Below are 22,183 nucleotides of genomic sequence, written 5' to 3' on the forward strand. Positions count from 1 at the left end.
CGAAGCGCTGAAATTTCAATTGCAAGCCTTGCCCTCCACCGTCATCTGCGCAGCGAACATTGGCACCTGCGGAATCTTTCCGGCCGTGGCTTGTTGCTTGGCGTCTTCCAGATAGATGCGCGACTGCCCCTGTCCATCGAGTTGCGGCCTGACATCCAACGGCTTGCGCCAGACGCGCACTACCGCCTGCTGTGCCGGGCAGGCTGCGCTCGGGACGCGGATCACGTCGTTGAAGATCCATCCCGATGCAGCACTGGGCGCGACCTTGGCGAAATCCACGAAGCGTGCGCGCGGTTGGCAGGTGGGGCTGCTGCGTACCACCGAGAAGGTGTACGGCTGGGTTGCATTTCCGGTGAACACACCTTCGAGGCGGGCACAGGCTTCGGGGATCTGACGCAAGGTGTGCACGGCACCGACCGCTTGTGCGGTGCCGGGTGCGCGCTGTTTTAGTTCAGGCGTTGGTTCGGCCCCAAACGCGTGGGTGGTGAGCATCAGCGCTGCAATCATCACAGCATATTTGGACGCAGCATAGTTGGACATAGACACTCCTGGATTAACCGAATTACGTTGGCCGCAGGCTGTCATGCCGCGACTGAACGAGGCGCCAAAGCTGCAGTGGTGGCAGCTCCGCAAGGTGCGGCGCATACTCGATTACAATCCGGCCACATGAACATCGCGACGCGCATTACGGTCCTTGCGGCCGTCGAGTCCGTATTCGCCGTTCCACTCGTCGCGTGCATCGCCTTTGGTTCTTCCCGACCGGACAACGTCCATTCTCTTGGGAGGGGTCATGCTGGAACACTACGGGTTACCGCTTGCGCTGGGTTGTGCGGTCTTGGCACTCATCTATGGGATTGTGTCGGCACGCTGGGTAATCGCGCAGCCGGGAGGCAATGCACGAATGCAGGAGATCGCCGCCGCGATCCAGGAAGGCGCGCGTGCCTATCTCAACAGGCAATACCTCACCATTTCGATTGCCGGCGGCGTGCTGTTCGTGCTGGTTGGGCTGTTCTGGAGCTGGTACACAGCGATCGGCTTCGCGATCGGCGCAGTGTTGTCGGGACTGGCCGGCTATATCGGCATGAATGTCTCGGTGCGCGCCAACGTGCGTACTGCCGAGGCCGCACGGCATGGCATCGGCAAGGCGATGGATGTGGCGTTCCGTGGCGGCACCATCACCGGCATGTTGGTGGTGGGCCTTGGCCTGCTCGGCGTGGCCGGTTACTACGCGGTACTGCAAGCGATGGGCTTGCCACTGGAAGAGAACCTGCATGCGCTGGTTGGATTGGCGTTCGGGTCGTCGTTGATTTCGATCTTCGCGCGTTTGGGTGGTGGTATTTTCACCAAGGGCGCAGACGTAGGCGCGGATCTGGTCGGCAAGATCGAAGCCGGCATTCCCGAGGACGACCCGCGTAATCCGGCGGTGATCGCGGACAATGTCGGCGACAACGTCGGCGACTGCGCGAGCATGGCGGCGGATCTGTTCGAAACCTATGCGGTCACCGTGATCGCTACCATGCTGCTCGGCAATTTGACGCTTACCGAAACCGGGCCACACGCGGTGCTGTATCCGCTGGTACTCGGTGGTGTGTCGATCATCGCCTCGATCGTCGGCGCGGCCCTCGTCGAGGTCGCAGCAGGTGGCTCGATCATGGGCGCGCTTTACAAAGGCGTGATCGTTTCCGGCGTGCTTACTGCGCTCGCCTATTGGCCGATCACCCAGTCGCTGATGCGCGACAACAGCCACGGCGCCACGTCGTTGTATGCCTGCGCATTGATCGGCCTGGTGCTCACCGGCTTGATCGTGTGGATCACCGAGTATTACACCGGCACCCAATACAAGCCGGTGCAGCATGTTGCAGCAGCGAGCACCACCGGTCATGGCACCAACATCATTGCCGGCTTGGGCGTCTCGATGAAATCCACTGCGCTGCCTGTCATCGCAGTGTGTGCCGCGATATGGGGCGCATTCCACTTTGGCGGGTTGTACGGCATTGCGATCGCTGCAACAGCGATGTTGTCGATGGCCGGCATGATCGTTGCGCTGGACGCCTACGGGCCGATCACCGACAACGCCGGCGGTATTGCCGAAATGGCCGAGTTGCCGCCAGAAGTACGCAACATCACCGACCCGCTGGATGCGGTGGGAAACACCACCAAAGCAGTGACCAAGGGCTATGCGATGGGCTCGGCAGCGCTGGCTGCACTGGTGCTGTTTGCCGACTACACCCACAACCTGCAGGCGGCCAATCCCAACGTAGCGTTCACGTTTGATTTGTCCAACCACACGGTGATCATCGGCTTGTTGATCGGCGGACTGATCCCGTATCTGTTCGGGGCGATGGCGATGGAAGCGGTGGGCCGCGCGGCAGGGGCAGTGGTCGAGGAAGTGCGTCGCCAGTTCCGCGAGATCCCCGGCATCATGGCCGGCACCGCCAAACCGCAATACGACCGCGCGGTGGACATGCTGACCCGCTCGGCAATCCGCGAAATGATCGTGCCTTCGCTACTGCCGCTCGTCGCTCCCGTCGTGGTCGGGCCGCTGCTCGGCCCACGCGCACTGGGTGGCTTGCTGATCGGCAGAATCGTGACCGGCTTGTTCCTGGCGATTTCCATGACCACTGGCGGCGGTGCCTGGGACAACGCCAAGAAGTACATCGAAGACGGCCACTTCGGCGGCAAGGGCAGCGAGGCACACAAAGCTGCAATCACTGGCGACACGGTCGGTGACCCGTACAAGGACACTGCCGGGCCTGCGATCAATCCGCTGATCAAGATCATCAATATCGTGGCTTTGCTGTTGGTCCCAGACGTACGCACTGTTTGGAGCCAACCCAACGCTGTGGTTAACGCCGCAATCGCACTTACCCACCGACCAAGCGCGCCCCATGAATTAGCTGGAGGGCGCGAAAGGCTGCACGACCATGTGCAGCCCTCTAACATCAGGCTCAAAGGCAACCGATCAATCCGTCGTAGATCGGCGACGCGCCGTTCGGCAGCGGCTCGAACAGCGGATTGTTTACCCCAAGCGTGCGATACATCTCGTCCAGGCGGGTCCCATCCTTCAATGGCGCCGTGCAGCGCCAGACCCGGCTATCCGAGTGTAGGAACCCGCTGCGGGGATCGACGCTGAGCTCGCTGGCACCAAATGTCCAGATGCAGCTGCGCACCACCCCGGTCACACGATGCACCGAGCAACGGAAGCGCAGCGGCTGATAGTCGCTGAACTCGCCGCCGCAAAAGGTGTCGCCGCAAATCTGGTCGAAGTCGTGATCCAGACGCTGTTCCAGATCGATGAACGCCTCCCAGCCTTCGCCATTGGCCGGCCAGTCCACCGCGTCCACGAAGGTCGGCGGTGGCGTTTCCGCGGCGGCAAGCTGTGCGATGAGGGACAGCAGCAATACGACGAGCAAACGCGCGAGCCTGGACATGGCGATTCCCGAACAATGGATGAGCCTGTAGCGTGCACCGCAGTGTTGGTTGTAATGATCGGCGACCTCCTCGCGATGAACGCGGGCTATGCCGCGCTCGACCGTCAGAACATTGCCCATTCAGTATCGCTGCAGCGCAACAGCCGAACGCGTAGAATCGTGTTCCACACACAGCTGACGCCTCGGAGCTACCCGCATGGGCCTTGAACTGGTCACCTCTGGCAAAAATCTGCCGGAAGAAATCAACGTCGTCATCGAGATCCCGAAGGATTCCGAGCCGGTCAAGTACGAAGTGGACAAGGCCAGCGGCGCGATCTTCGTCGACCGCATCCTGTCGACCCCGATGCGCTATCCCTGCAATTACGGCTACGTGCCCAACACCCTGTGCGGCGACGGCGACCCGGCCGATGTGCTGGTGGTGTTGCCGCTGCCGCTGGTTCCGGGCTCGGTGGTGCGTTGCCGTCCGGTAGGCGTGCTGCGTATGAGCGACGAGGCCGGCAGCGACGAAAAGATCCTAGCCGTGCCGATCGAGAAGATTTTCTCCGGCTACGCGCACATCGAAGACATCGACCAGGTGTCCAGCCACTGGATGGAACGTATTGGCCATTTCTTTGAGCATTACAAGGATTTGGAGAAGGGCAAGTGGGTCAAGCTGGACGGTTGGGGCGGCGCGGCCGAGGCCAAGCGCATTCTGGTGGAGTCGGTAGAGCGCTATAATTCCGACGCCCCCTGATCCATCAACCGTGATGCACACCAGCAGACGCGAAGCGATCGGGATCACGCTTCTGGCGTGATCCCGATGACCGCCGTCGGCAGATTGGGTACATTGCCGGCAGCGTCTGGCCGGTGCCTGTCACCGGTGACTCTTGGGGAAGCGCCTTGCGTATTCTGTTTGTTGGGGACGAAGCAAGTCTTCCGTCCGACCTTATCGACTATGTTGCCGATATCGGCGACCAGTGGCAGACACAGCAGGTGGCCGACGGAAATTCGGCGATTGAAGCTACCGTACTGTCGCCGTTCGATGCGGTCATCGTCGCCCCCGTGTTGGCGGACCTCACTGCCGCCACATTGCTGGGGCAGATTCGTACGCTGCGCCCGGACACCATTCGCATCGCCTTGATCGATGGGCAAGACGGCCAGCGCACGCCGCCCGCCCGCATCATCGGCGTGGCGCATCGCTTCCTGCCGATGCCGTTGGCGCCGGAAGTGCTGCTCGAAGCGGTCATCAGCCTGGAAGAGTTGCGCGATCTGCTCAGCAACCCGCGTCTGCGCGCAGCGATCGGACGTATCGAAAAACTGCCGTCGCCACCACACCTTTATCTGAGTCTGATGCACGCGCTGGAAGAAGACGATGGCGCCGATGCGGCGGACATTGCCAAGCTGATCGCCGGCGACCCGGCGATCGCGGCCAAGGTGTTGCAGCTGTGCAATTCGGCCTTCTTTTCCGGCGGCAGCAGCATCACCGATCTGCGCACGGCAGTGACCCGCCTGGGCGTGGCGACATTGCGCGATCTGGTGCTGGCCAGCGAAGTATTCTCGGTGCAGACCCTCGCTCCGGCCGAGCGCAGCGCAATGCAGCGCCGCGCCCTGCTCTCCTCGCGCTTGGCGGCCAAGATACTGCCGCCAACCAGTGCAGAACTCGGCTCCACCGCCGCGCTTCTGGCCGATATCGGCCTGTTGCTGCCTGGAGTTCGCGACGAGCGCGGACCGCCGCTGGAAGGGGGCGACGAGCGCCCTGGTCACACCGAAGCCGGTGCGTACCTGCTCGGTCTATGGGGCCTGCCGATGCCGATCATCGAAGCGGTGGCCTTCTATCGCAACCCTCAGCGCTCCAGCCTGCGCAGTTTCTGGGTGACCGGTGCGGTGCATGTTGCAACGGCACTGGCCAGCGGCGAAACTGTGGACGAAGAGTATCTGACCAAGGTAGGCGTCATCACCCGCTTGCCGGTCTGGCGCGAGCAGGCTGATACGTTATTGGGGCTTGCCGATGCGTGAGTGGATGGTAATGCGGTTGATGAACAAAAAAGGCGCGACATGGTCGCGCCCTTTTTCTTTGAGTTCTTTCGAGGCGTTCTTTCGACTGCACTGTACAGATGCATATGCAGCGCTCCGGTGTGCACCTCAGCAAGCATGGAGGCAATCGATATGTACCGATATCGATGATTCCGTAGGATGCCGAAAAAGCGCGCTTAACAAGGCACGCCTCTTGGCAATGACCCCGCCATATCTCGCACGCAATCACACGCGACTTTAAGCGAACCACAGAAAAAGCGGGCCTTTCGGCCCGCTTTTCTTTAAAACCTTACGACGCTTAGATGATCAGAAGCGCTGGTTGTACTGCATGAACAGGAATCGGTCGTAATCGAGCATCGGATCGATCGCAGCGGTGCTGCTGTTGGTGATCGAGTAGGTGATCGGCGGCTTCTTGTTCCACACGTTGCGTGCGCCGATGGTCACGCTGCCGTTCCATGGAGCCTGCCAGCTGACAGAGGCGTCCTGATAGGAGATCGAGCCCTTCTTGTTGGCTCCGTTACCGCCGCCCCATGCCGGGTTGGACGTCTGGTAGCTGGGGTCGTTGCACTCGATACCAGCCGCGGCATCCCAGCAGTAGTCACGGAAGCCACCGTAGTAACGCAGATCCCAGCTGGCCGACAACGCATCACGCGACCAACCCACACCCAACGTAGCTCGCACGCGCGGGTAGTTCCAATAACCGGCATAGTTCTGCCACTCGGCACCAGACTCGGCCTGAGATTTGTAAGTGGTCAGGTAGTTGGTGTCGAGGTTGACGACGAACTTGCCGATACCCATTTCAGGCAAACGGTAACGCACGCCGAAGTTATAGCCTTCGGTTTCCAGACGACCCAGGTTGACGTTGCCACGGCTCAGCGTTGTGACCTGACCGGTCACCGCATCGCGACCGAAGTCGGCGCAGTAGCTTTCCAGATTATTGAGGTAGCAATTGTTCAACACATCATCGGCCGACAACAACGTAATGATGTTGGAGATCGAGATCCGGTACCAATCTAGCGAGAAGTCCAGACCCTGCACCCAGTGCGGGCTATAGACCATGCCGACGGTGCGGGTAATGCTGCGTTCCGGCTCCAGCTCGGCATTGCCGACGCCAGAATTGAAAGGCGCATTGCCCTGTACATCGCGACGGGCCACCGGGTTGCCAGCACTATCGGTCTGACGGAAGTCAGCTGGCAGGCCTGCGCCAGCGCAGCGTGCTGCCACCCCGCTGTTGCCCAACGAACCGAAGGTCGCATCGCACGGATCGGTGAAGGTGTCGAACGTCTGCGAGCCACCACCGAAGGTGTCGGCCAGCGTCGGCGCCCGGAAGCCGGTGCCGTAGGTACCACGCACCAGCAGGTCGTCGATCGGCTTCCAGGTGAAGCTGAACTTGCTGTTGGTGGTATCGCCGAAGCGGCTGTAGTTGCTGTAACGCGCAGCGACGTCGAACGACAGTTGCTTGGCGCCCGGCAGATCCTTCAGTACCGGAATCAAGAACTCCAGATAGGCTTCGTTAGTCTGGTAGCTACCTTCGGTTGCCTGTGCGGCCAGATCGGTGGTGTAACCGGCGCTGGACAGCATGTCCGGATAATCGTAGCCGCTGATTTCACGGTGTTCGACACCGGCAGCGAAGCCCAGCTCACCTGCCGGCAAATCGAATAGGCCACCGGTGATGTTGGCATTCCACTGCTTGCTCAGGCTCTGCTGCGTTGCCTGACCCAGCGCATTGATGTACTGCAGGGCGTCCGGGGTGGAGGCCGACGGGCCGCCCAGGACGTTGAACGGGGTGCACTGGCCCAGCGCATTGCTGGTGCCCAGCGGTAGCGGGCTGGCCGCAGTACCGCACTGCACCTGGCCCTGTGCATTGAGGAACGACGGACCGATCGCCTTCTGCAACGCCAACAGGTTGATGTTGCCGCGCGAGACCTGAGTCACGTCGTATTTGTTGTAGTTGAAACCGACGTCCCAGTTCCAGCCGTGACTGCCGACATCGAGCACGCCTTCCAGCGCTGCATCGAGGTGGGTGGACTTGACGTTGCTCTCGGTGGTGCGCGGCAACTCGACGATACGGCGGAACCAGCTGTTGATGTCTTGGCCGACCGGGTTGTAGTAGCTGCTGCCGCTGATCGCCACCGGGAACTGCGGCTGCGATGCGGCCTGCAGAGGATAGCCGGCAATCTGACGGTTTGACTCGCGCTCGGAATACATCGCCGTCGACTTGAAGGTGATGCTGTCGGTGATGTTGTAGCTGCCGCTTGTGAAGACCGACTTGTTCTTGCTGGACTGCTGCAACATCATCTGGTTGACGCTGTTGTAGTAATCGTCGGTGGTGATCTCGTTGTGGTAGTTGGCAAGGTTGCGCGAGTCTGCGCCGACGCCGCTACCATCGAACGAGCCGGTGTGGTTGAGGATGTAGGTTTGGTCGTCGGAGGTGAAACGGCCCCACGGGCCGGTCGCGCTCAGGCTTTCTTCGATGTGGTTCGGGCCAGACGAGTAACGAGTCAGCGCGCGAGCCCTGGCCCACACTGGATCCTCCTGGGTGTAGTTGACGCCAAACACCAGTGACGAACGCTCGTTGGTGGTACCTGCGGTGAAGGAATACTGCTCCTTGGAACCATCACCACGGCCGTTCTGGCCGAAGTACGCCGACGCTTCTGCGCCGTCGTAATTGTGGCGCAGGATGATGTTGACTACACCGGCCACTGCGTCGGAACCATAGATCGCCGAAGCGCCGTCCTTCAAGACTTCGATGCGCTCGATCAGCGCGCTCGGAATCGTGGACATGTCGCTCAGGCCAGACAGGCTGCTGGTCCAACGCTTGCCGTTCACCAGCACCAGGGTACGGTTCTCACCCAGGTTATACAGGTTGACGTACTGGCCGCCCTGTTCCGGATCGGAGGTCAGCACTGATGCCTTGCTGTAGGTCTGCGTACCAGCAATCGACAAGTTCTGGAGGATGTCGCCAACGCTGACAAGGCCCGACTTCTGAATGTCCTGCTGGGTGACGGTAAACACCGGCTGTGCGGTTTCCACGTCAACCGAGCGGATGCGCGAGCCGGTAATTTCAATGCGGTCCAACGTCGTGGTCGACGGTGCGGACTGCTCTTGTGCATTGGCAGCGAATGCCGGCGTCAACGCGATCGCAATACCGGCGGGCAACAAGCCCAGCCGCACTGCGGAAGTGCGAAGGTTCATCAATCTCTCCAAGGATTCGTTAGTGGCACGTTAAGCGCCTCCGTCCAAGTTACGATTGCGTAAACACCGTGGCTTTGCGCGTCGCGTTCCGTGGCTTTGCCGAATCTGGCGAATTTTCCGTTTGATCGCGGTAGTGCGATGCGCAGACACCAAAGCGCGCACGAAAGGCACGCGCGAAGCTGCAGCAATTGTCGAAGCCGCTAGCGGCCGCAACCTCGCCGATCATCATCGAGGTATCACGCAATAGGTCGGATGCACGCTCCAGACGCAAACGCGCCGACAAAGCCTGCGGACTCTCTTCATACAAACTTTGAAAGGTCTTGGAGACATACCAACTGGAAAAGTTGGTCAGCTGCGCCAGCTCGCTGATACGCACCACGCGGTCGCTATTGCCTTCCAGATACAGTCGCGCACGCTGCATGCGACCGAACACCTGACGACGGCGGCTACGCGAGCGACCTGGGCAACGTTGTTCTTGCTCGATAAAGTCGCGTTGCATTGCGGCCAAGTGAAGCAACAACGGGCGTGCCGATGCGCTGCCGCTCTGTGCAGCGGCATGACGCCACAAACGCAACGCGATCCGCAGATCGCTACGCGATAGCTGGCTGCGGCCCGGATACAGCGTGGCGTCGGTCAATGCGGCCAGCGATTGCAAGCTGTCGCCATCGAGGCTGACGCCAACGCACAGCGCGCTGCGGTCTGTCTGCACAGTGGGATGCGAATCCTTGTCGAAGGCGATCCAGTCGCTGGTGCGCAGACGAAAACGCCCTTCCTTGGATTCCACCCAGGCTCGACCGCGCAACTGCACCCACAGCGTGAATGTCGAAGCAACGGTCCGGATGCTGCCCAGACGCGAGGCTGCCAGACAGGTGGTCGAGGCCAACTCGCTGGCACCATCCAATGAAAGTGCAAGTCCGCGATCTGCGGTGATGACCTGTTGCATATTGGCAGTGCCTTGTAAAAAAGATGGCGTGAGTCAGTAAGTTCCGACGAAGATGTGCCGAGATTGACACGAAGCCTTTCCGAAGAACTTACGAAATTATTTTTCTCAACACGGACAACAGGTTGGAGATGAATCCTATGCTGACGGAAGAACACTCCGCTAGGGAAGGTCTGAACAACGCACCAGACCTCTAAAATTCGAGCCTGCTGCGTGCCAATAGCGCACAGAGTTGATGCGTACGATACGATTTCTACGGTTTCTTGCGGCGTTGGCTGGCGCCAGACAGCATTATCCCCTGGCCGGCAGCAACTGCCGGCGCACCATCCACAGATTGGATAGTGCGAACAGGGTCAGCACATGCGCGGTGTTCTTGGCCAGGCCGCGATAGCGGACCTTGGTGTAGCCAAACTGGCGTTTGATCACGCGGAATGGATGCTCCACCTTCGCACGCACACTTGCTTTGAAGTATTCCCAACGTTCTTCCTGGCGGCGCTCGCGTTTGTTGCCAATGGCTTGAATCGTCGAACGCTTGGCGGCAATGAAAAAACCAGCCTTGCAGGTCTGCAGTTCTTCGCGTTTGTCCGCACCGGTGTAGCCGCTGTCGCCGAACACACTGTCTTCTTTGCCGTGCAGCAATGCGTGGGTCACCGTGACATCGGCCACATTGGCAGCCGTACAACGGACGTGGTGCACCAGCCCGGAAAACTCATCCACGCCGATGGGTGCCTTCATCCCGAAATACCACTGATTGCCTTTCTTGGTCTGATGCATTTCAGGGTCGCGCGCGCGGTCGGTGTTCTTGGTCGAACTGGGCGCAGCGATCAGGGTTGCATCGACGATCGTGCCGGACCGCAGGCTCTGACCCTTGCGCACCAGATCCGCGTTGACGGCCTCCAGCATCCGCGCTGCAAGGCCATGGGTTTCCAGCAAGCGGCGAAAGTTGAGAATCGTGGTCTCGTCGGGAACATTGTCCAAACCGCCGAGCCGGGCAAAACGGCGCAAGGTCCGGATCTCGTGCAACGCTTCTTCCATCGCCGGATCGCTCAACGCATACCACTGCTGCAGCAAATGAATCCGCAACATCGTCGCCAGTGCGTACGGCTGTCGACCAGGCCGCCCCGACACCGGATAGTGCGGCGCGATCAGTCCGAGCAAATGCCTCCACGGAACCACCTGCTCCATCTCGGCCAGGAAGATCTCGCGGCGAGTCTGCTTGCGCTTGCCCAAACCTTCAGCGTCACCGAACGTCAGTTGCATGGATGACTCCTCAACGTAGGTGTGTAGTGTCGCGCATTTGAAGTGCGTTGTTCAGAGGTTCCTTAGCGGCATATAGGCAATCGAACTGCCATCTTCTTCTGCTAGCGCTACATACCGCGCGCCGTTGTTCTGATCCAGGCTGAAACCGTTGATCGTGGTGAATTTCGCCACATCCAGACACTGCCCATGACCACCGCGCAACTCGCTGTCATACATGGCACAGGTGTCGCTGGATAACAGGTAACGCAGCCGACCAATAAATTCCGGCGCCCACTAGGATCGAGAAGGTGGGTCGCCTGCGATGGTCGCGGTTGCGGCACCGGCAGTCGCACTGCCTTGCCGGTGCTCGCTGCCTTGCCAGTGCTAGGGGGCGCTTCGAACAGTGCCGCATGCCCGTCCGCATCGCTGCCGCTGACAAGCACGCGCTGCGAGTCGGCGGACCAGTCTGCGGCCTGACGCGCATCCGCTCGCAGCCCTTCGATCAAACGCACCGAGGCGGGTTCACTCTCCCCCACATCCGGCGACAGGCTGGGCGTGAGATCGAAACCGCCGCCTGCCGTGATGACCTGATACTGCCGCTTGGGGCTGCCCAACAGCGCGGACGAAGCCGTGGCGTCCGTCGAAGGGCCGCGCAAGCACAGCGAGCGTGCAGCCAAGCCGAGCACCACCAATAACGCCACGCTGGAGACTGCCAAGGCCATCCAGCGACGCTGACGCAACGATGTTGACGCAGCGGGCGACGGCCGCGCAGGCTGTTTGGGTGCGCCATGAGCTGTCGGCGTCGCAGTGCTGACTTTGCGGGACGCACGCAGCGCGCCGTTATCGGGTTGCAACTGATTAGGCGGTCCTGATTGAGACGCACCCTGAGCGATCGGTGTCAGTGTCTCCAACTGCGTTTCCCACTTCACCGGCGCCATCAAGCGATACCTGGTCTTGGCGATCGTCTCGATGTGCTCGGAGCGTGGCCCGTCACTGCTGGCGAGTGCCTTGCGCAGTTGAGTGACCACCTGGGTCACCACATCGTTGGTCGGCAAGATGTCGGGCCACCCCTCGGCAAGCAGTTGCGCGCGCGTGACCACATGCCCTGGCTGTTGTATCGGAGTCAGCAACACCGCCAAGGATTTGGGCGCCAAGCGCAGCGCACGCCTCGCATAAAGAGCACCAATTTCGCACAATGCAGCATCAGCCACGCACTGACCGATTCGTAGCCGGCCCGATGGGATTGCATTAGCGGGAGGAACACTCATTGGCAAGAGCACGCATCGGCATGCAAGGACTACGGAGAACGCATTGCGTGTTTCGCGCGAAACGCCAAATTCAGCAAAGGACGACGGCCAACTATGTCATACATCTATTTAGTACAAAACTTTACTCTATTTTTCGTTGCTTCCTACAACAGGCAGCGACGTCAGGCTCTCTCTCTCGCCGACGCATTCAAATAATTACGACGTATCCTTCGCGCCTTCTGGCGCGATTTTTTATCTACGGTTCAGGTAAAATCGCTCGAAATCCTCGTCGGTCGTAAACGCTCGCAACTCGACCGCACCACGACACTTGCAAGCCGTGGTGCGATCTGCAAAGGATGAAGCTGAATTCTCCCTAAGCAGCCGCTGCACTGCGCGCGCAGAAATCAATCCCGCACCCTGTCACGAAGCGCGATACACCTGCGCGCCTTGCGCCAGAAATTGCGCCGACTTTTCGTCCATTCCCGCCGATAGCGCGTGCTCTTCGTCCATGCCGTGCTCGGCTGCGTAATCGCGTACGTCCTGGGTAATTTTCATCGAACAGAAGTGCGGCCCGCACATCGAACAGAAGTGCGCCAGTTTGTGCGCGTCCTTGGGCAGAGTCTGGTCGTGGAACTCCTTGGCCTTTTCCGGATCCAGGCCGAGATGGAATTGGTCGTCCCAACGGAATTCGAAACGCGCCTTGCTCAAGGCGTTGTCGCGCACCTGCGCGCCCGGATGCCCCTTGGCGAGGTCGGCGGCATGCGCGGCGATCTTATAGGCCATGATGCCGTCACGTACGTCCTGCCGGTTAGGCAGGCCCAAGTGCTCCTTCGGCGTGACATAGCAGAGCATCGCGGTACCGAACCAACCGATCATCGCCGCGCCGATCGCGCTGGTGATGTGGTCGTAGCCGGGGGCGATATCGGTGGTCAACGGCCCCAAGGTATAGAACGGTGCTTCGCCGCATTCGCGCAGCTGCTTGTCCATGTTTTCCTTGATCAACTGCATCGGCACATGGCCAGGACCTTCGATCATGGTTTGCACATCGTGCTTCCACGCGATCTTGGTCAGCTCGCCCAGCGTTTCCAGCTCGCCGAACTGCGCCGCGTCGTTGGCATCGGCGATGCAGCCTGGGCGCAAACCATCGCCCAGCGAGAACGCCACGTCGTAGGCCTTCATGATCTGGCAGATGTCTTCAAAATGGGTGTAGAGAAAGTTTTCCTTGTGATGCGCCAAGCACCACTTGGCCAGGATCGAGCCACCACGCGAGACGATGCCGGTGACGCGTTTGGCGGTAAGCGGCACGTAGCGCAACAACACGCCGGCGTGGATGGTGAAGTAGTCCACGCCTTGTTCGGCCTGCTCGATCAAGGTGTCGCGAAAGATTTCCCAGGTAAGCTCCTCGGCGCGGCCATCGACCTTTTCCAGCGCCTGATAGATCGGCACCGTGCCGATCGGCACAGGCGAGTTGCGGATGATCCACTCGCGCGTTTCATGGATGTGCTTGCCGGTGGACAGATCCATCACCGTGTCGCCGCCCCAGCGGATCGACCACACCAGCTTTTCGACTTCTTCGGCAATGCCCGAGGACACCGCACTATTGCCGATGTTGGCGTTGATCTTGGTCAGAAAATTGCGGCCGATGATCATCGGCTCGCTTTCCGGATGATTGATGTTGTTGGGCAGGATCGCGCGACCGCGCGCAATCTCGTCGCGCACGAACTCCGGCGTGATGCGTTGTTGGATCGCCGCACCGAAGGCTTCGCCCGGATGTTGCTTGCGCAGCATCGCGTCGGTCACCGCCTCCAGGCGCTGGTTTTCGCGAATTGCGACGAACTCCATCTCGGGGGTGATGATGCCGCGGCGTGCGTAGTGCATCTGGGTGACGTTGGCACCGTCGCGCGCCACCCGCGGCAAGCGCCGTGCGGGGAAGCGCACCGCATCCAGCCGTACATCGTGCTCGCGGCCGCGCCCGAAGTTCGAACTCAGCCCGTCCAGCGCCACAGTATCGCCACGCTCGGCGATCCAGCCAGCGCGCAGCGGATCCAGGCCAGCGACAAGGTCGATTGCAGCATGCGGGTCGGTGTACGGCCCGGAGGTGTCGTAGACACTGAGCGGCGGGTTGTCTTCGCCACCGAACAATGTGGGGGTGCGGGTCAGTGCGATTTCGCGCATGGGCACCTGTAGATCGGCGCGCGAGCCTTGCACGAAGATCTTGCGGGAACCGGGAATCGGCTGGGTCACAGCCTCGGACAACGACTGGGCTTGTTGCTGCAAAACGGTGGGCGCGGCATTCATGGCATTCGTCCTGTGTGCTGGAAAACCAGCACCAACGGCGCTGGGTCTGCGAAGGATTCGCAGTGGGGACGAAGCGGCGGCGCTCAACACAGACTGCCCGTGCAGGTACGGACCATCGCATTTAACGAAGCTTCCCTACGCCGGTATCAGCCGGATCAGGTTCGAAGGGACTATCTCAACCGCGGCTAGACCGAGGTACCCCCACTTCGCCGCTAATTACACCACATCACCGCAGCGGCAGCATGTGCTTAATGCACTCACAGGTATGGCCACCGACGCACAAGCGGCGCTCACATGGGGCAATGCATCAACACAACAGATGGCCGCGGCTCTTTTTGGCTGACGCATTCGCAGTTGCGAACGTGTCCTTACACCCACCACGTGCATGCGCGGATTTTTCTGGTAGCGGTACCTTCTTTCGGTTCAGCGCATGTTGCAGGTCAGCGATACCGTGGGCGGGCGCAATGCTGGCGGCTGATGGCGCAGAGCAACTGGCTCACGAGTGGCCATGAGCATATCCAAACAAAAACGCGGTGTCGCGAGCGGCATAGTCGCGCCGTCGCGCGCATAGTGCCGTGCCGTATCAAGATCGATCGTGGCTCCCAAAACTGACACGGGCAATTTCCAAGCCAGTCGGCACACATCGCAACATCAATCTGAAAGACATCCACTCTCAGCTACGCCCCTGCTCCCATCGCTTTAGCTGCTGACGCTGGCTTATGGCCTGCTGGAGAGTACCCAACTGGTCAACAAGCGTGGTCACAGCGGCAGCATCGGCGATACTCTCCGAGCTATTCTTCGATGGGATGCAGCTATTGAAAAAATCCTTTTCTTCACGCCAAAGATTGTAGGCAGCGTCAACCTTCTCCAGCGGCACATCTTGCATATCGATCTCCAGATTCAGCTGCTCAAGCACGCGGAATAGGGCCTGCAAATGGGACGGTTGAAGACGTTGACGTGAAGGGCTTCCCTCTTCCATCGCGCGCGCTGGGTCCAGCGCTTCATACACGGACCTGATCGAGTCCACTAGCGCCCGCGTCGTTTCTGTGATCGTCAGGTCGTGCCTGGCCGCCTCGACAGCACGCGCTTGGTCCAAGCGTGTCGCGTTTGCAGTGTAGGAACCGTTCTTGGACTTGACGGCATTCCAGACCATGTCATTGGTGGCCGTGGCCGCACCCTGTCCGAACAGTACCGCGGGCGCGTTGACGGCTTCATTTGGCGGAGCTGTATACCTGCCACCACGCCAAAGCGAGGCGATAAACCTGCCTACGCTGGTAGAGGCGAACGTGGCCAGCATATTGGCTGACACATGACGGAACAGCACATCGTTCACCGCGTCCGTGACCGCGCCGGCGGTGTTCCAGGCATGCTTGGCCAACGCCATCCCCTCCTTGCCGGTCTCCAGCAAATAGCGTGGAAAATGGATCGCATCGGACCATTGCGTGGGTGGACGCGCCGTATCCGGCAAGGACAACAAGAAGGTATTAAGACGCTGGTGCCCACCCACCAGGTCTGGAACACTCGCCTGACCAGTGCAGGCAAGGGCTTTACCGGTCTCCAGAATGGCCTGATGCGCAATCCCCCAACTACCGATGGCGAGCGCGGCCATCGCCGTCTGACCAATGGGCGTATGTGCCGGCCCGCTGGGGATCCGGCGCGCACCGTTGACCACCGCATTTACCCCTGGCTTGAACAGAAAGGTGCGGACCGACCTTTCTTCCAGCACCGCTTGCCATTCACTGATCCGCTTGCGGCTCTCGTAGACATCCGCCTTCTCCTGTGCCGTCGCGAGGTCCCGCCCGCCACGGACACTGAAGCGCTTTTTGCCGTGGGTGGATATCTCCAGAGCGACCGGCGGCGGGTCGGGCACCAGTACCTTTGGATCGATCGCTTTGAATCTTGGCAAATTTGCCACGCGCGCGCGCCGGTCCATCGCCGGCACCAGAAACGTATCGCAAACGTAAGACCCTGCCGAGGAACCAAGTGCCGCTACGGCCGCCATACTCACGGGTTCCGATCCAGGAATTCTGTGTTTATCGTAGGTGGTGCCCGTGAACACGCCCAATGGTTGACGCGTTGTTACGATCATGAGCTTCCTCAAGCACTCGTAAGCGATCGGCAACGTGGCCTTGGCTCCTATCGCTGCCATATCGCCGCCGATCTGATATCCGGCGTCTGGCCCGAATGCCGCCACGCGCTCCTGCAAGCGTGCGTCCGCCCACTGCAGATACTGATTCTCCAGATCTCTCTGGGTAGTCGATTCCTCTTCAAAACGAATACCCCTCAGGTGCGAACGTAGCGTGTTCTTCAACGTTTCCAGCGCCTGTGCGCTGCTATTGGCTAGAGGCTCTGACACTTGGGGCTCTGACATATCGGGCGTGATCGACATCTGCAAGTCGGGTGGCATAAAGTCCGTATGCGCACTTCTAAACGACAACTCGGACGCTTCGGAGGCACCAAAGGATCCGAAATTTCTTGATCCGGTTTCGAACATAAGCTCGGACGCATCAGAGGCCGGCAAGAATTCGGAACGGCTTGGTACGTATTGGAACGAGAACCCGGACGCATCAGAGGAACGCCCGGATTCGGTAAAGCTTAGTGTGCCCTCTGACGCCAACTTGGACGCATCAGAGTTTTTGAACGACATGCGGCGCGAAGGATGCCTCAGCCCCTTTAATAACTCGGATTGCGTTGATGTTGAGGTTTCTTCCATAACCTCGCCTTGGTTCGTTTGCTCGCTATCACCCTGGGGGACGCACTGTTGCGGGGTCCTCCAAGAGCTTCCTATCTGTGCGGGAGACTTCATGACACCACCGCCGCGGATTCGTCGGTCTGTGCTACCAACACTTCCAGCGCTAACCGCGCGATCGTCTGGCCACGGTCCAAGACCGCCGCCACATCTTCGGCGCTGTGCGCAGCGATCAACGGACAGACACACAGCAGGCCCAGATTCGATAGCGTGAGCCGCCAACCGTATTCTGTCAGCAAGTGCTCCTGCAGCGCGAGTAGCTTCACCACATCGTCTCCGCCTAGTTCGCGTGCCGCTATCGGCAGAATCACCTCAGGAAACGCGGCCAATGTATCTGCGTGCTTGTGCGGCTGCATATGTACACGGCAGAGCATCCCTGCCGGCCCAAGCACCGCCTCGCCAGCAGCGATCCGTTGTACAAGGTCATCGGGCAAACCTAGGCTGACGCCAAGATTGATGAAGAAATTGGTAGGCGCGTGTTGATTGATTTGAATATGAGTCGTGGTCACCTTAAATATCTCCGGTAGAGAAATACAATCGTCTAGCTGCGGCAGGCAAATCCTCTACCTCTCATGTAATACCTCAAAAATTTATCGCGAAGAAAAAGAGCGATGCACGAAGTGCTGCGAAGCAGCATATGCATAGTCAGAGATTCTTAGCGAAAAAATAATGAGCGGCGGTCATGGCCGCATCAACCGTTCAGCGTCCGCGCTGACACTGGAATATACCAAACTTACAATAAATTAATATATCATTAACTCAATCAAGGAAAACGCCTCAAACTTCTACTCCCTGAATACAGGGTTCATATTGCCGTCACCACGCGCAAATTTTCTTTATCAAAGCAGTGCTTTAACCCTAAAGGACTCGGATTGCATGGGGTAATCTACAAGAATGTGCTGGCCACTTTCGCGTGGCTACTATTCGAATTTTCCGTGGCAGTTATGCAGGCGACTGAATGGGTAGCCCAAACGCTGGCGTACGATGCCAACGACGACTCGCAATACTTGCCTCGATTATTATAAGGACGGGGTCACTGCGCGCCATCCCCAGACCGCCTTGCACCATCACTATCCGCTTGTAGCCGATGTGCAGCGGCTTTTTAGCGGTATATGCAGCACGTTCAAGATTGGCGCTTTACTCAAGTTCTGCTGCACAGTGTCATTCCAGCCTATACCCTACCCGCAGACCGCCCCAGTGTTTGCGCCCGACGAAGATTGGTGCAGACAGGTCGAACATGATCTGGCCGGTGTCGCGACGGTAAACCTGCAGGCGATATGGGTCGGTATGCGCACCCACACTACGGCCGACACGGTCGGCAAACTTGCGCTTGGTACGGTTGCCGAGCAAATCGCGCTTGGGATCGCCGGTCAGCGGCTGGGTGAAGCGCAGATTGTGGGTTGGAACGTAGCCATCGGGATTAGCGCAGATCGCGAACACGATCCACGGATGCGCATCCAGCGGCGGCTCCTGCAACGCCGGCAATACGTCGTCGCAGACCGCATCGAAGTCGGTGCTGAATTTATGCGGCTCCACGCCGCCAATCGGTGTATAGGTGCGCGCAAACAGGTGTGCTTCGGCGATGGTGTGCTTCGGCGATCTGGCCGCGTGCAATTGCCTGCGTCAATGCGGTGCCGATTTTGCTCGCGGTCGCCACGGCGAGCTCCTTAACGCGCGCGTGCCTGTGCACCTGCAGCGGGTCGGCAGGCAAACGAAACAAGCCCACACAATCGCGCAGGGTTTCGGTACCGCGCTCCAGCGCTTCGCTGCGTTCGGCCACATGCGCGGCGTGTTGCAGATTGCTGCGCCCCAACGCGACCACACCGTCCACGGCACGCTCGATGCCACGAATCTCACCGTCTTGCGCCTGGATGCGCCCGGCCACATTGGTCATCGCGCGACTAGCCTGCCCGAGCACGCGGGTGATGCCATCGAGCACCGCTTCGGTGCCGCGAGCGGACGCGGCGCCCTCGCCTATCACGGCGCTGGTTTCGGCCAGGATCGCGCGTACGTCGCGCGCCGCAGCTGCGGCACGTTCGGCCAAACGGCGGATTCGGTGGCGACCACCGCAAAGCCGCGCACGGCATGGTCGGCATGGTCGGTATGCGCAGCTTCGATGCTGGCGTTGATCGACAGGATATTGGTCTGAAATGCCACCGCGTCAATGACTTCGATGACCTCTCCGGCACGTGCCCCGCGGCGCTCCACTTCGTGCATTGCCTAGCCCAGCACGTGTGCCGCGGCCACACCTTGGCGCGCGCTTTCATCGGCACTGTTGGTCAGCGCAATGACCTGCACCAGCTCGGCATTGACGTCCTGCAGGCTCGACGACAGACGCTCCGCCGCAGCGCGCGCGCCATCGAGTGCCTCAGTCTGCGCCTGCGCCTGCGACTGACGACGCACCAGCTCGTCGTTCTCGGCCACCAACGGCGGCACCTCGGCGGCGATCTGCACCGACAGCGCAACGGCTTGCCGGATCGCTTCAGCCAGATTGCCGAAGCCCGCCTGTAGCCGGCGGCCCATCTCGGTCTCTGCCAAACCGAGCGGCAGCAGCAACTCCTGTTCGCAGCCGGCCAGTGCCTGCGCGGTACGTTCGAGCACCGTGCGGTCTTCGTGCTCGGCTTGCAGCCGCGCAACCAAGGGCTGCAACAGAGGCGAGATTGGCACCGGCCGGCTGTCTTCAGCCAAGCGGGTGGCTTCGCGCAATATGACCGCGGTCTCCACGTGCGGCAGCGACGGCATTCAACCGCCGTGCTCGCGGTCGCGCAGATAGCGCACGCGCCGTGCCGGGTCGTCGCCCGGAGCGACCCAGACGCCGTCTTCGCCGACCAGATCGGCCGCGCTCAGTCCCCACAGCAGCGCTGCCGGTGCACCTTGCAGCTCGCTGGCGGTCTTGCCTAGCACGTCCAGGCCGGCGCGGTTGCAGGCGCCACCAAGCGGGCCTCTGCCGACAGCCGCAGCAAGGCGGCCGGCGCATCGGGAAGTACGGCCGCATGCGTTTACGACGGCGGATCAGGCTGTTGCATCGAACTCATGAGAATTCCTAATCAATCGAAGCAATTAATCGAAGCCATTAGGAATGGAATTGAGCAGCGCGCTCATCCGCGCGGGCTTGCTCAGTTACCGGCCATCTGCCCGTCCTTGCGGCTTTACGAGGCGCCGCACGCTTGCCGACTCACGCGCGATCGCCTGGTAACCGCCATACCGGACGTCGGCAAAGATCACCCGAATGTTGAGCATCGGCAACTCGGCAATGCCCTGACTGTTAGGCGGCAGCTCCCACACATCGTAGCAACGGTAGTTAGACTTTCTAATAAAACTACTGCGCAGTCGCGAGACGGGCGCGGCCGGTGCTCGGAATCGAGCATGTGCCCCAGGTTCGCAACGCATGACAGGAGGTTACCGTGCCACAACGAATGCATCGCCAACCAGACCTGCGGGTCATGCTGGGTGGTTCGATGCGCACGCCACGTTGACCCTGAATACCGCGCAATTAGGGATCGGGATTGGCGATTCCTGCGCTGCGTCGATCAAGTTTCATAAGTAACCATGCTGCTGCCGCGAGGCTTTGCAAGCCGCGTCACACATAGATACGGCCGTTTCAGCCGCAAGGGTTGACACCATACCTACGGCAATGGTTATCTCAGGCATATGCAGGATCGCCGCACCACCTCGAACGCTTTGATGTCCGCGCCCTTCGGCGCGTCGGCCGTCTCGCTTCTCGTGCTCGTACTTATTACCTTGCCAACCGGTGCGGGACGGGACTTCGTGTAGGCAACAGACACACAAGGCTTCGATCAGACCCCGCACCGGCAACGGCGCGGGGTTTCGCGTTTCAGGGACCACCAAAAGTTTCGAATGACATGAACGACATCACTGAAATCGCCGCAACGTCTTCCACCCGCGCCCGCAACGGCACTGGTGCATGCGTCGGCACGGACAGTGCCATCGTCCATCCCCTCTTTGCTCAGCCGGCCAGCCTCTGACGCTGCCGGCTGACCTTATTTCTCACTGCCAACTCGCTAAGGACTTATTCATGAGCAACAACATCCAACCGACAATCGCGATCATCGGCTACGGCAGCCAGGGCCGCGCGCATGCGCTGAATCTGCGCGATTCCGGCTTCGAGGTCACCATCGGGCTGCGTCCCGGTGGCCCGACCGAGTCCAAGGCGCAAGCCAATGGCTTCACCGTCGTGGCGCCGGCCGAAGCAGTGAAGGGCGCCGATCTGGTTGCGATCCTGACCCCGGACATGGTGCAGAAGAAGCTGTACGAAGAGGTCATCGCGCCGAACATGAAGCAGGGCGCCTGCCTGCTGTTCGCACATGGTCTGAACGTGCATTTCGACATGATCAAGCCGCGCGCAGATCTGGACGTGGTGCTGGTCGCGCCGAAGGGCCCGGGCGCGCTGGTGCGTCGCGAATATGAAATCGGCCGTGGCGTACCGTGCATCTATGCGGTGTATCAGGACACCAGCGGCAAGGCGGAGCAGTTTGCGCTGACTTATGCCGGCGGTCTGGGCGGCGCGCGCGCCAACATCATCAAGACCACCTTCAAGGAAGAAACCGAAACCGATCTGTTCGGCGAGCAGGCCGTACTGTGCGGCGGCGCCTCCTCGCTGGTGCAGGCAGGTTTTGAAGTATTGGTGGAAGCCGGCTACCAGCCTGAAATCGCGTACTACGAAGTGCTGCACGAACTGAAGTTGATCGTGGACCTGTTTTACGAAGGCGGCATCACCCGCATGTTGGAATTTGTCTCTGAAACCGCGCAATACGGCGACTATGTCAGCGGACCGCGCGTCATCGACGCCAGTACCAAGGCGCGCATGAAGGATGTGCTGACCGACATCCAGAACGGCACTTTCACCAAGAATTGGGTGGCCGAATACGAAGCTGGCCTGCCGAACTACACCAAGTTCAAGCAGGCCGATCTGGAACATCCGATCGAGGAGGTAGGCAAGAAGCTGCGCGCCAAGATGGTGTGGCTCAACGGCGAACAGCAAGCCGCCACCACACCTGCGAATCAACAAGCGGCGTAACGCCGCCGCATCCCCCACCGCTTAACACCGAAG

At 60.3% G+C, this 22,183-nt stretch carries 12 protein-coding genes, 3 pseudogenes and 1 riboswitch; of the genes and pseudogenes, 5 read left to right on the plus strand and 10 right to left on the minus strand.

The window, feature by feature from the left end; translation table 11 throughout:
• Window positions 1-15: 15 nt before the first annotated feature.
• On the minus strand, window positions 16-540 hold the full coding sequence (locus tag PD885_RS16445) for a hypothetical protein (protein ID WP_002804922.1): 525 nt from the start codon (window positions 538-540) through the stop codon (window positions 16-18).
• Between the two features lie 250 nt (window positions 541-790).
• On the opposite strand from PD885_RS16445, the pseudogene PD885_RS16450 reads away from it, so the two are divergent.
• Window positions 791-2,809, plus strand: a pseudogene (locus PD885_RS16450) (sodium-translocating pyrophosphatase); the annotation flags it as partial.
• 139 nt (window positions 2,810-2,948) lie between these two features.
• Here the strand turns inward: PD885_RS16450 and PD885_RS16455 are convergent.
• Window positions 2,949-3,431, minus strand: a complete 483-nt coding sequence (locus PD885_RS16455; RefSeq protein ID WP_082244217.1) for a hypothetical protein — start codon at window positions 3,429-3,431, stop codon at window positions 2,949-2,951.
• 196 nt (window positions 3,432-3,627) lie between these two features.
• Between PD885_RS16455 and ppa the strand changes: the two genes are divergently transcribed.
• Together ppa and PD885_RS16465 are read left to right on the plus strand one after the other, a co-directional pair.
• Complete coding sequence (gene ppa / locus PD885_RS16460) at window positions 3,628-4,164, plus strand: inorganic diphosphatase (RefSeq protein ID WP_002804918.1); 537 nt, start codon at window positions 3,628-3,630, stop codon at window positions 4,162-4,164.
• Between the two features lie 113 nt (window positions 4,165-4,277).
• Window positions 4,278-5,426, plus strand: a complete 1,149-nt coding sequence (locus PD885_RS16465) for an HDOD domain-containing protein (protein ID WP_162138780.1) — start codon at window positions 4,278-4,280, stop codon at window positions 5,424-5,426.
• 324 nt (window positions 5,427-5,750) lie between these two features.
• Here PD885_RS16465 and PD885_RS16470 read toward each other — a convergent pair whose 3' ends face one another.
• The 8 genes and pseudogenes from PD885_RS16470 to PD885_RS16505 all read right to left on the minus strand — a co-directional run bounded on the left by PD885_RS16470 (window position 5,751) and on the right by PD885_RS16505 (window position 20,147).
• Window positions 5,751-8,639: a TonB-dependent receptor plug domain-containing protein gene (locus PD885_RS16470; protein ID WP_002804911.1), complete on the minus strand. Its 2,889-nt coding sequence runs from the start codon at window positions 8,637-8,639 to the stop codon at window positions 5,751-5,753.
• A 49-nt stretch (window positions 8,640-8,688) separates the two neighbouring features.
• On the minus strand, window positions 8,689-9,582 hold the full coding sequence (locus PD885_RS16475; protein ID WP_002804910.1) for a helix-turn-helix domain-containing protein: 894 nt from the start codon (window positions 9,580-9,582) through the stop codon (window positions 8,689-8,691).
• Between the two features lie 288 nt (window positions 9,583-9,870).
• The gene (locus PD885_RS16480) at window positions 9,871-10,839 is read right to left on the minus strand and encodes an IS5 family transposase (protein WP_002807946.1); all 969 of its coding nucleotides are present in this window, start codon (window positions 10,837-10,839) and stop codon (window positions 9,871-9,873) included.
• 63 nt (window positions 10,840-10,902) lie between these two features.
• Window positions 10,903-12,062 (minus strand): annotated as a pseudogene (locus PD885_RS16485) (winged helix-turn-helix domain-containing protein); the annotation flags it as partial.
• 423 nt (window positions 12,063-12,485) lie between these two features.
• Window positions 12,486-14,363: a phosphomethylpyrimidine synthase ThiC gene (thiC, locus tag PD885_RS16490; protein ID WP_002804909.1), complete on the minus strand. Its 1,878-nt coding sequence runs from the start codon at window positions 14,361-14,363 to the stop codon at window positions 12,486-12,488.
• Window positions 14,364-14,477: 114 nt separating this feature from the next.
• Window positions 14,478-14,576: riboswitch (TPP riboswitch) on the minus strand.
• Between the two features lie 460 nt (window positions 14,577-15,036).
• Window positions 15,037-17,076, minus strand: a complete 2,040-nt coding sequence (xopF1, locus tag PD885_RS16495; protein WP_145954043.1) for a type III secretion system effector XopF1 — start codon at window positions 17,074-17,076, stop codon at window positions 15,037-15,039.
• A gap of 89 nt (window positions 17,077-17,165) precedes the next feature.
• Window positions 17,166-17,621, minus strand: a complete 456-nt coding sequence (gene hap3, locus PD885_RS16500) for an Hpa3 family type III secretion system protein (protein ID WP_082244214.1) — start codon at window positions 17,619-17,621, stop codon at window positions 17,166-17,168.
• 652 nt (window positions 17,622-18,273) lie between these two features.
• Window positions 18,274-20,147: pseudogene (locus tag PD885_RS16505) on the minus strand (methyl-accepting chemotaxis protein).
• A gap of 828 nt (window positions 20,148-20,975) precedes the next feature.
• Between PD885_RS16505 and PD885_RS22445 the strand changes: the two are divergent.
• Window positions 20,976-21,098: a hypothetical protein gene (locus tag PD885_RS22445; protein ID WP_257784594.1), complete on the plus strand. Its 123-nt coding sequence runs from the start codon at window positions 20,976-20,978 to the stop codon at window positions 21,096-21,098.
• Window positions 21,099-21,148: 50 nt separating this feature from the next.
• Window positions 21,149-22,150: a ketol-acid reductoisomerase gene (ilvC, locus tag PD885_RS16510; protein ID WP_002804902.1), complete on the plus strand. Its 1,002-nt coding sequence runs from the start codon at window positions 21,149-21,151 to the stop codon at window positions 22,148-22,150.
• The last annotated feature ends 33 nt before the right edge of the window (window positions 22,151-22,183 follow it).

Origin of the sequence: Xanthomonas fragariae, from assembly GCF_900183975.1 — a bacterium.
GTDB lineage: Bacteria > Pseudomonadota > Gammaproteobacteria > Xanthomonadales > Xanthomonadaceae > Xanthomonas > Xanthomonas fragariae.

Excerpts from the sequence above, each read along its gene's own strand:
- PD885_RS16445 (WP_002804922.1), bottom strand. The coding sequence starts at position 540 with ATGTCCAACTATGCTGCGTCCAAATATGCTGTGATGATTGCAGCGCTG.
- PD885_RS16455 (WP_082244217.1), bottom strand. The coding sequence starts at position 3,431 with ATGTCCAGGCTCGCGCGTTTGCTCGTCGTATTGCTGCTGTCCCTCATC.
- ppa (WP_002804918.1), top strand. The coding sequence starts at position 3,628 with ATGGGCCTTGAACTGGTCACCTCTGGCAAAAATCTGCCGGAAGAAATC.
- PD885_RS16470 (WP_002804911.1), bottom strand. The coding sequence starts at position 8,639 with ATGAACCTTCGCACTTCCGCAGTGCGGCTGGGCTTGTTGCCCGCCGGT.
- PD885_RS16475 (WP_002804910.1), bottom strand. The coding sequence starts at position 9,582 with ATGCAACAGGTCATCACCGCAGATCGCGGACTTGCACTTTCATTGGAT.
- PD885_RS16480 (WP_002807946.1), bottom strand. The coding sequence starts at position 10,839 with ATGCAACTGACGTTCGGTGACGCTGAAGGTTTGGGCAAGCGCAAGCAG.
- thiC (WP_002804909.1), bottom strand. The coding sequence starts at position 14,363 with ATGAATGCCGCGCCCACCGTTTTGCAGCAACAAGCCCAGTCGTTGTCC.
- xopF1 (WP_145954043.1), bottom strand. The coding sequence starts at position 17,076 with ATGGAAGAAACCTCAACATCAACGCAATCCGAGTTATTAAAGGGGCTG.
- PD885_RS22445 (WP_257784594.1), top strand. The coding sequence starts at position 20,976 with ATGAACGACATCACTGAAATCGCCGCAACGTCTTCCACCCGCGCCCGC.
- ilvC (WP_002804902.1), top strand. The coding sequence starts at position 21,149 with ATGAGCAACAACATCCAACCGACAATCGCGATCATCGGCTACGGCAGC.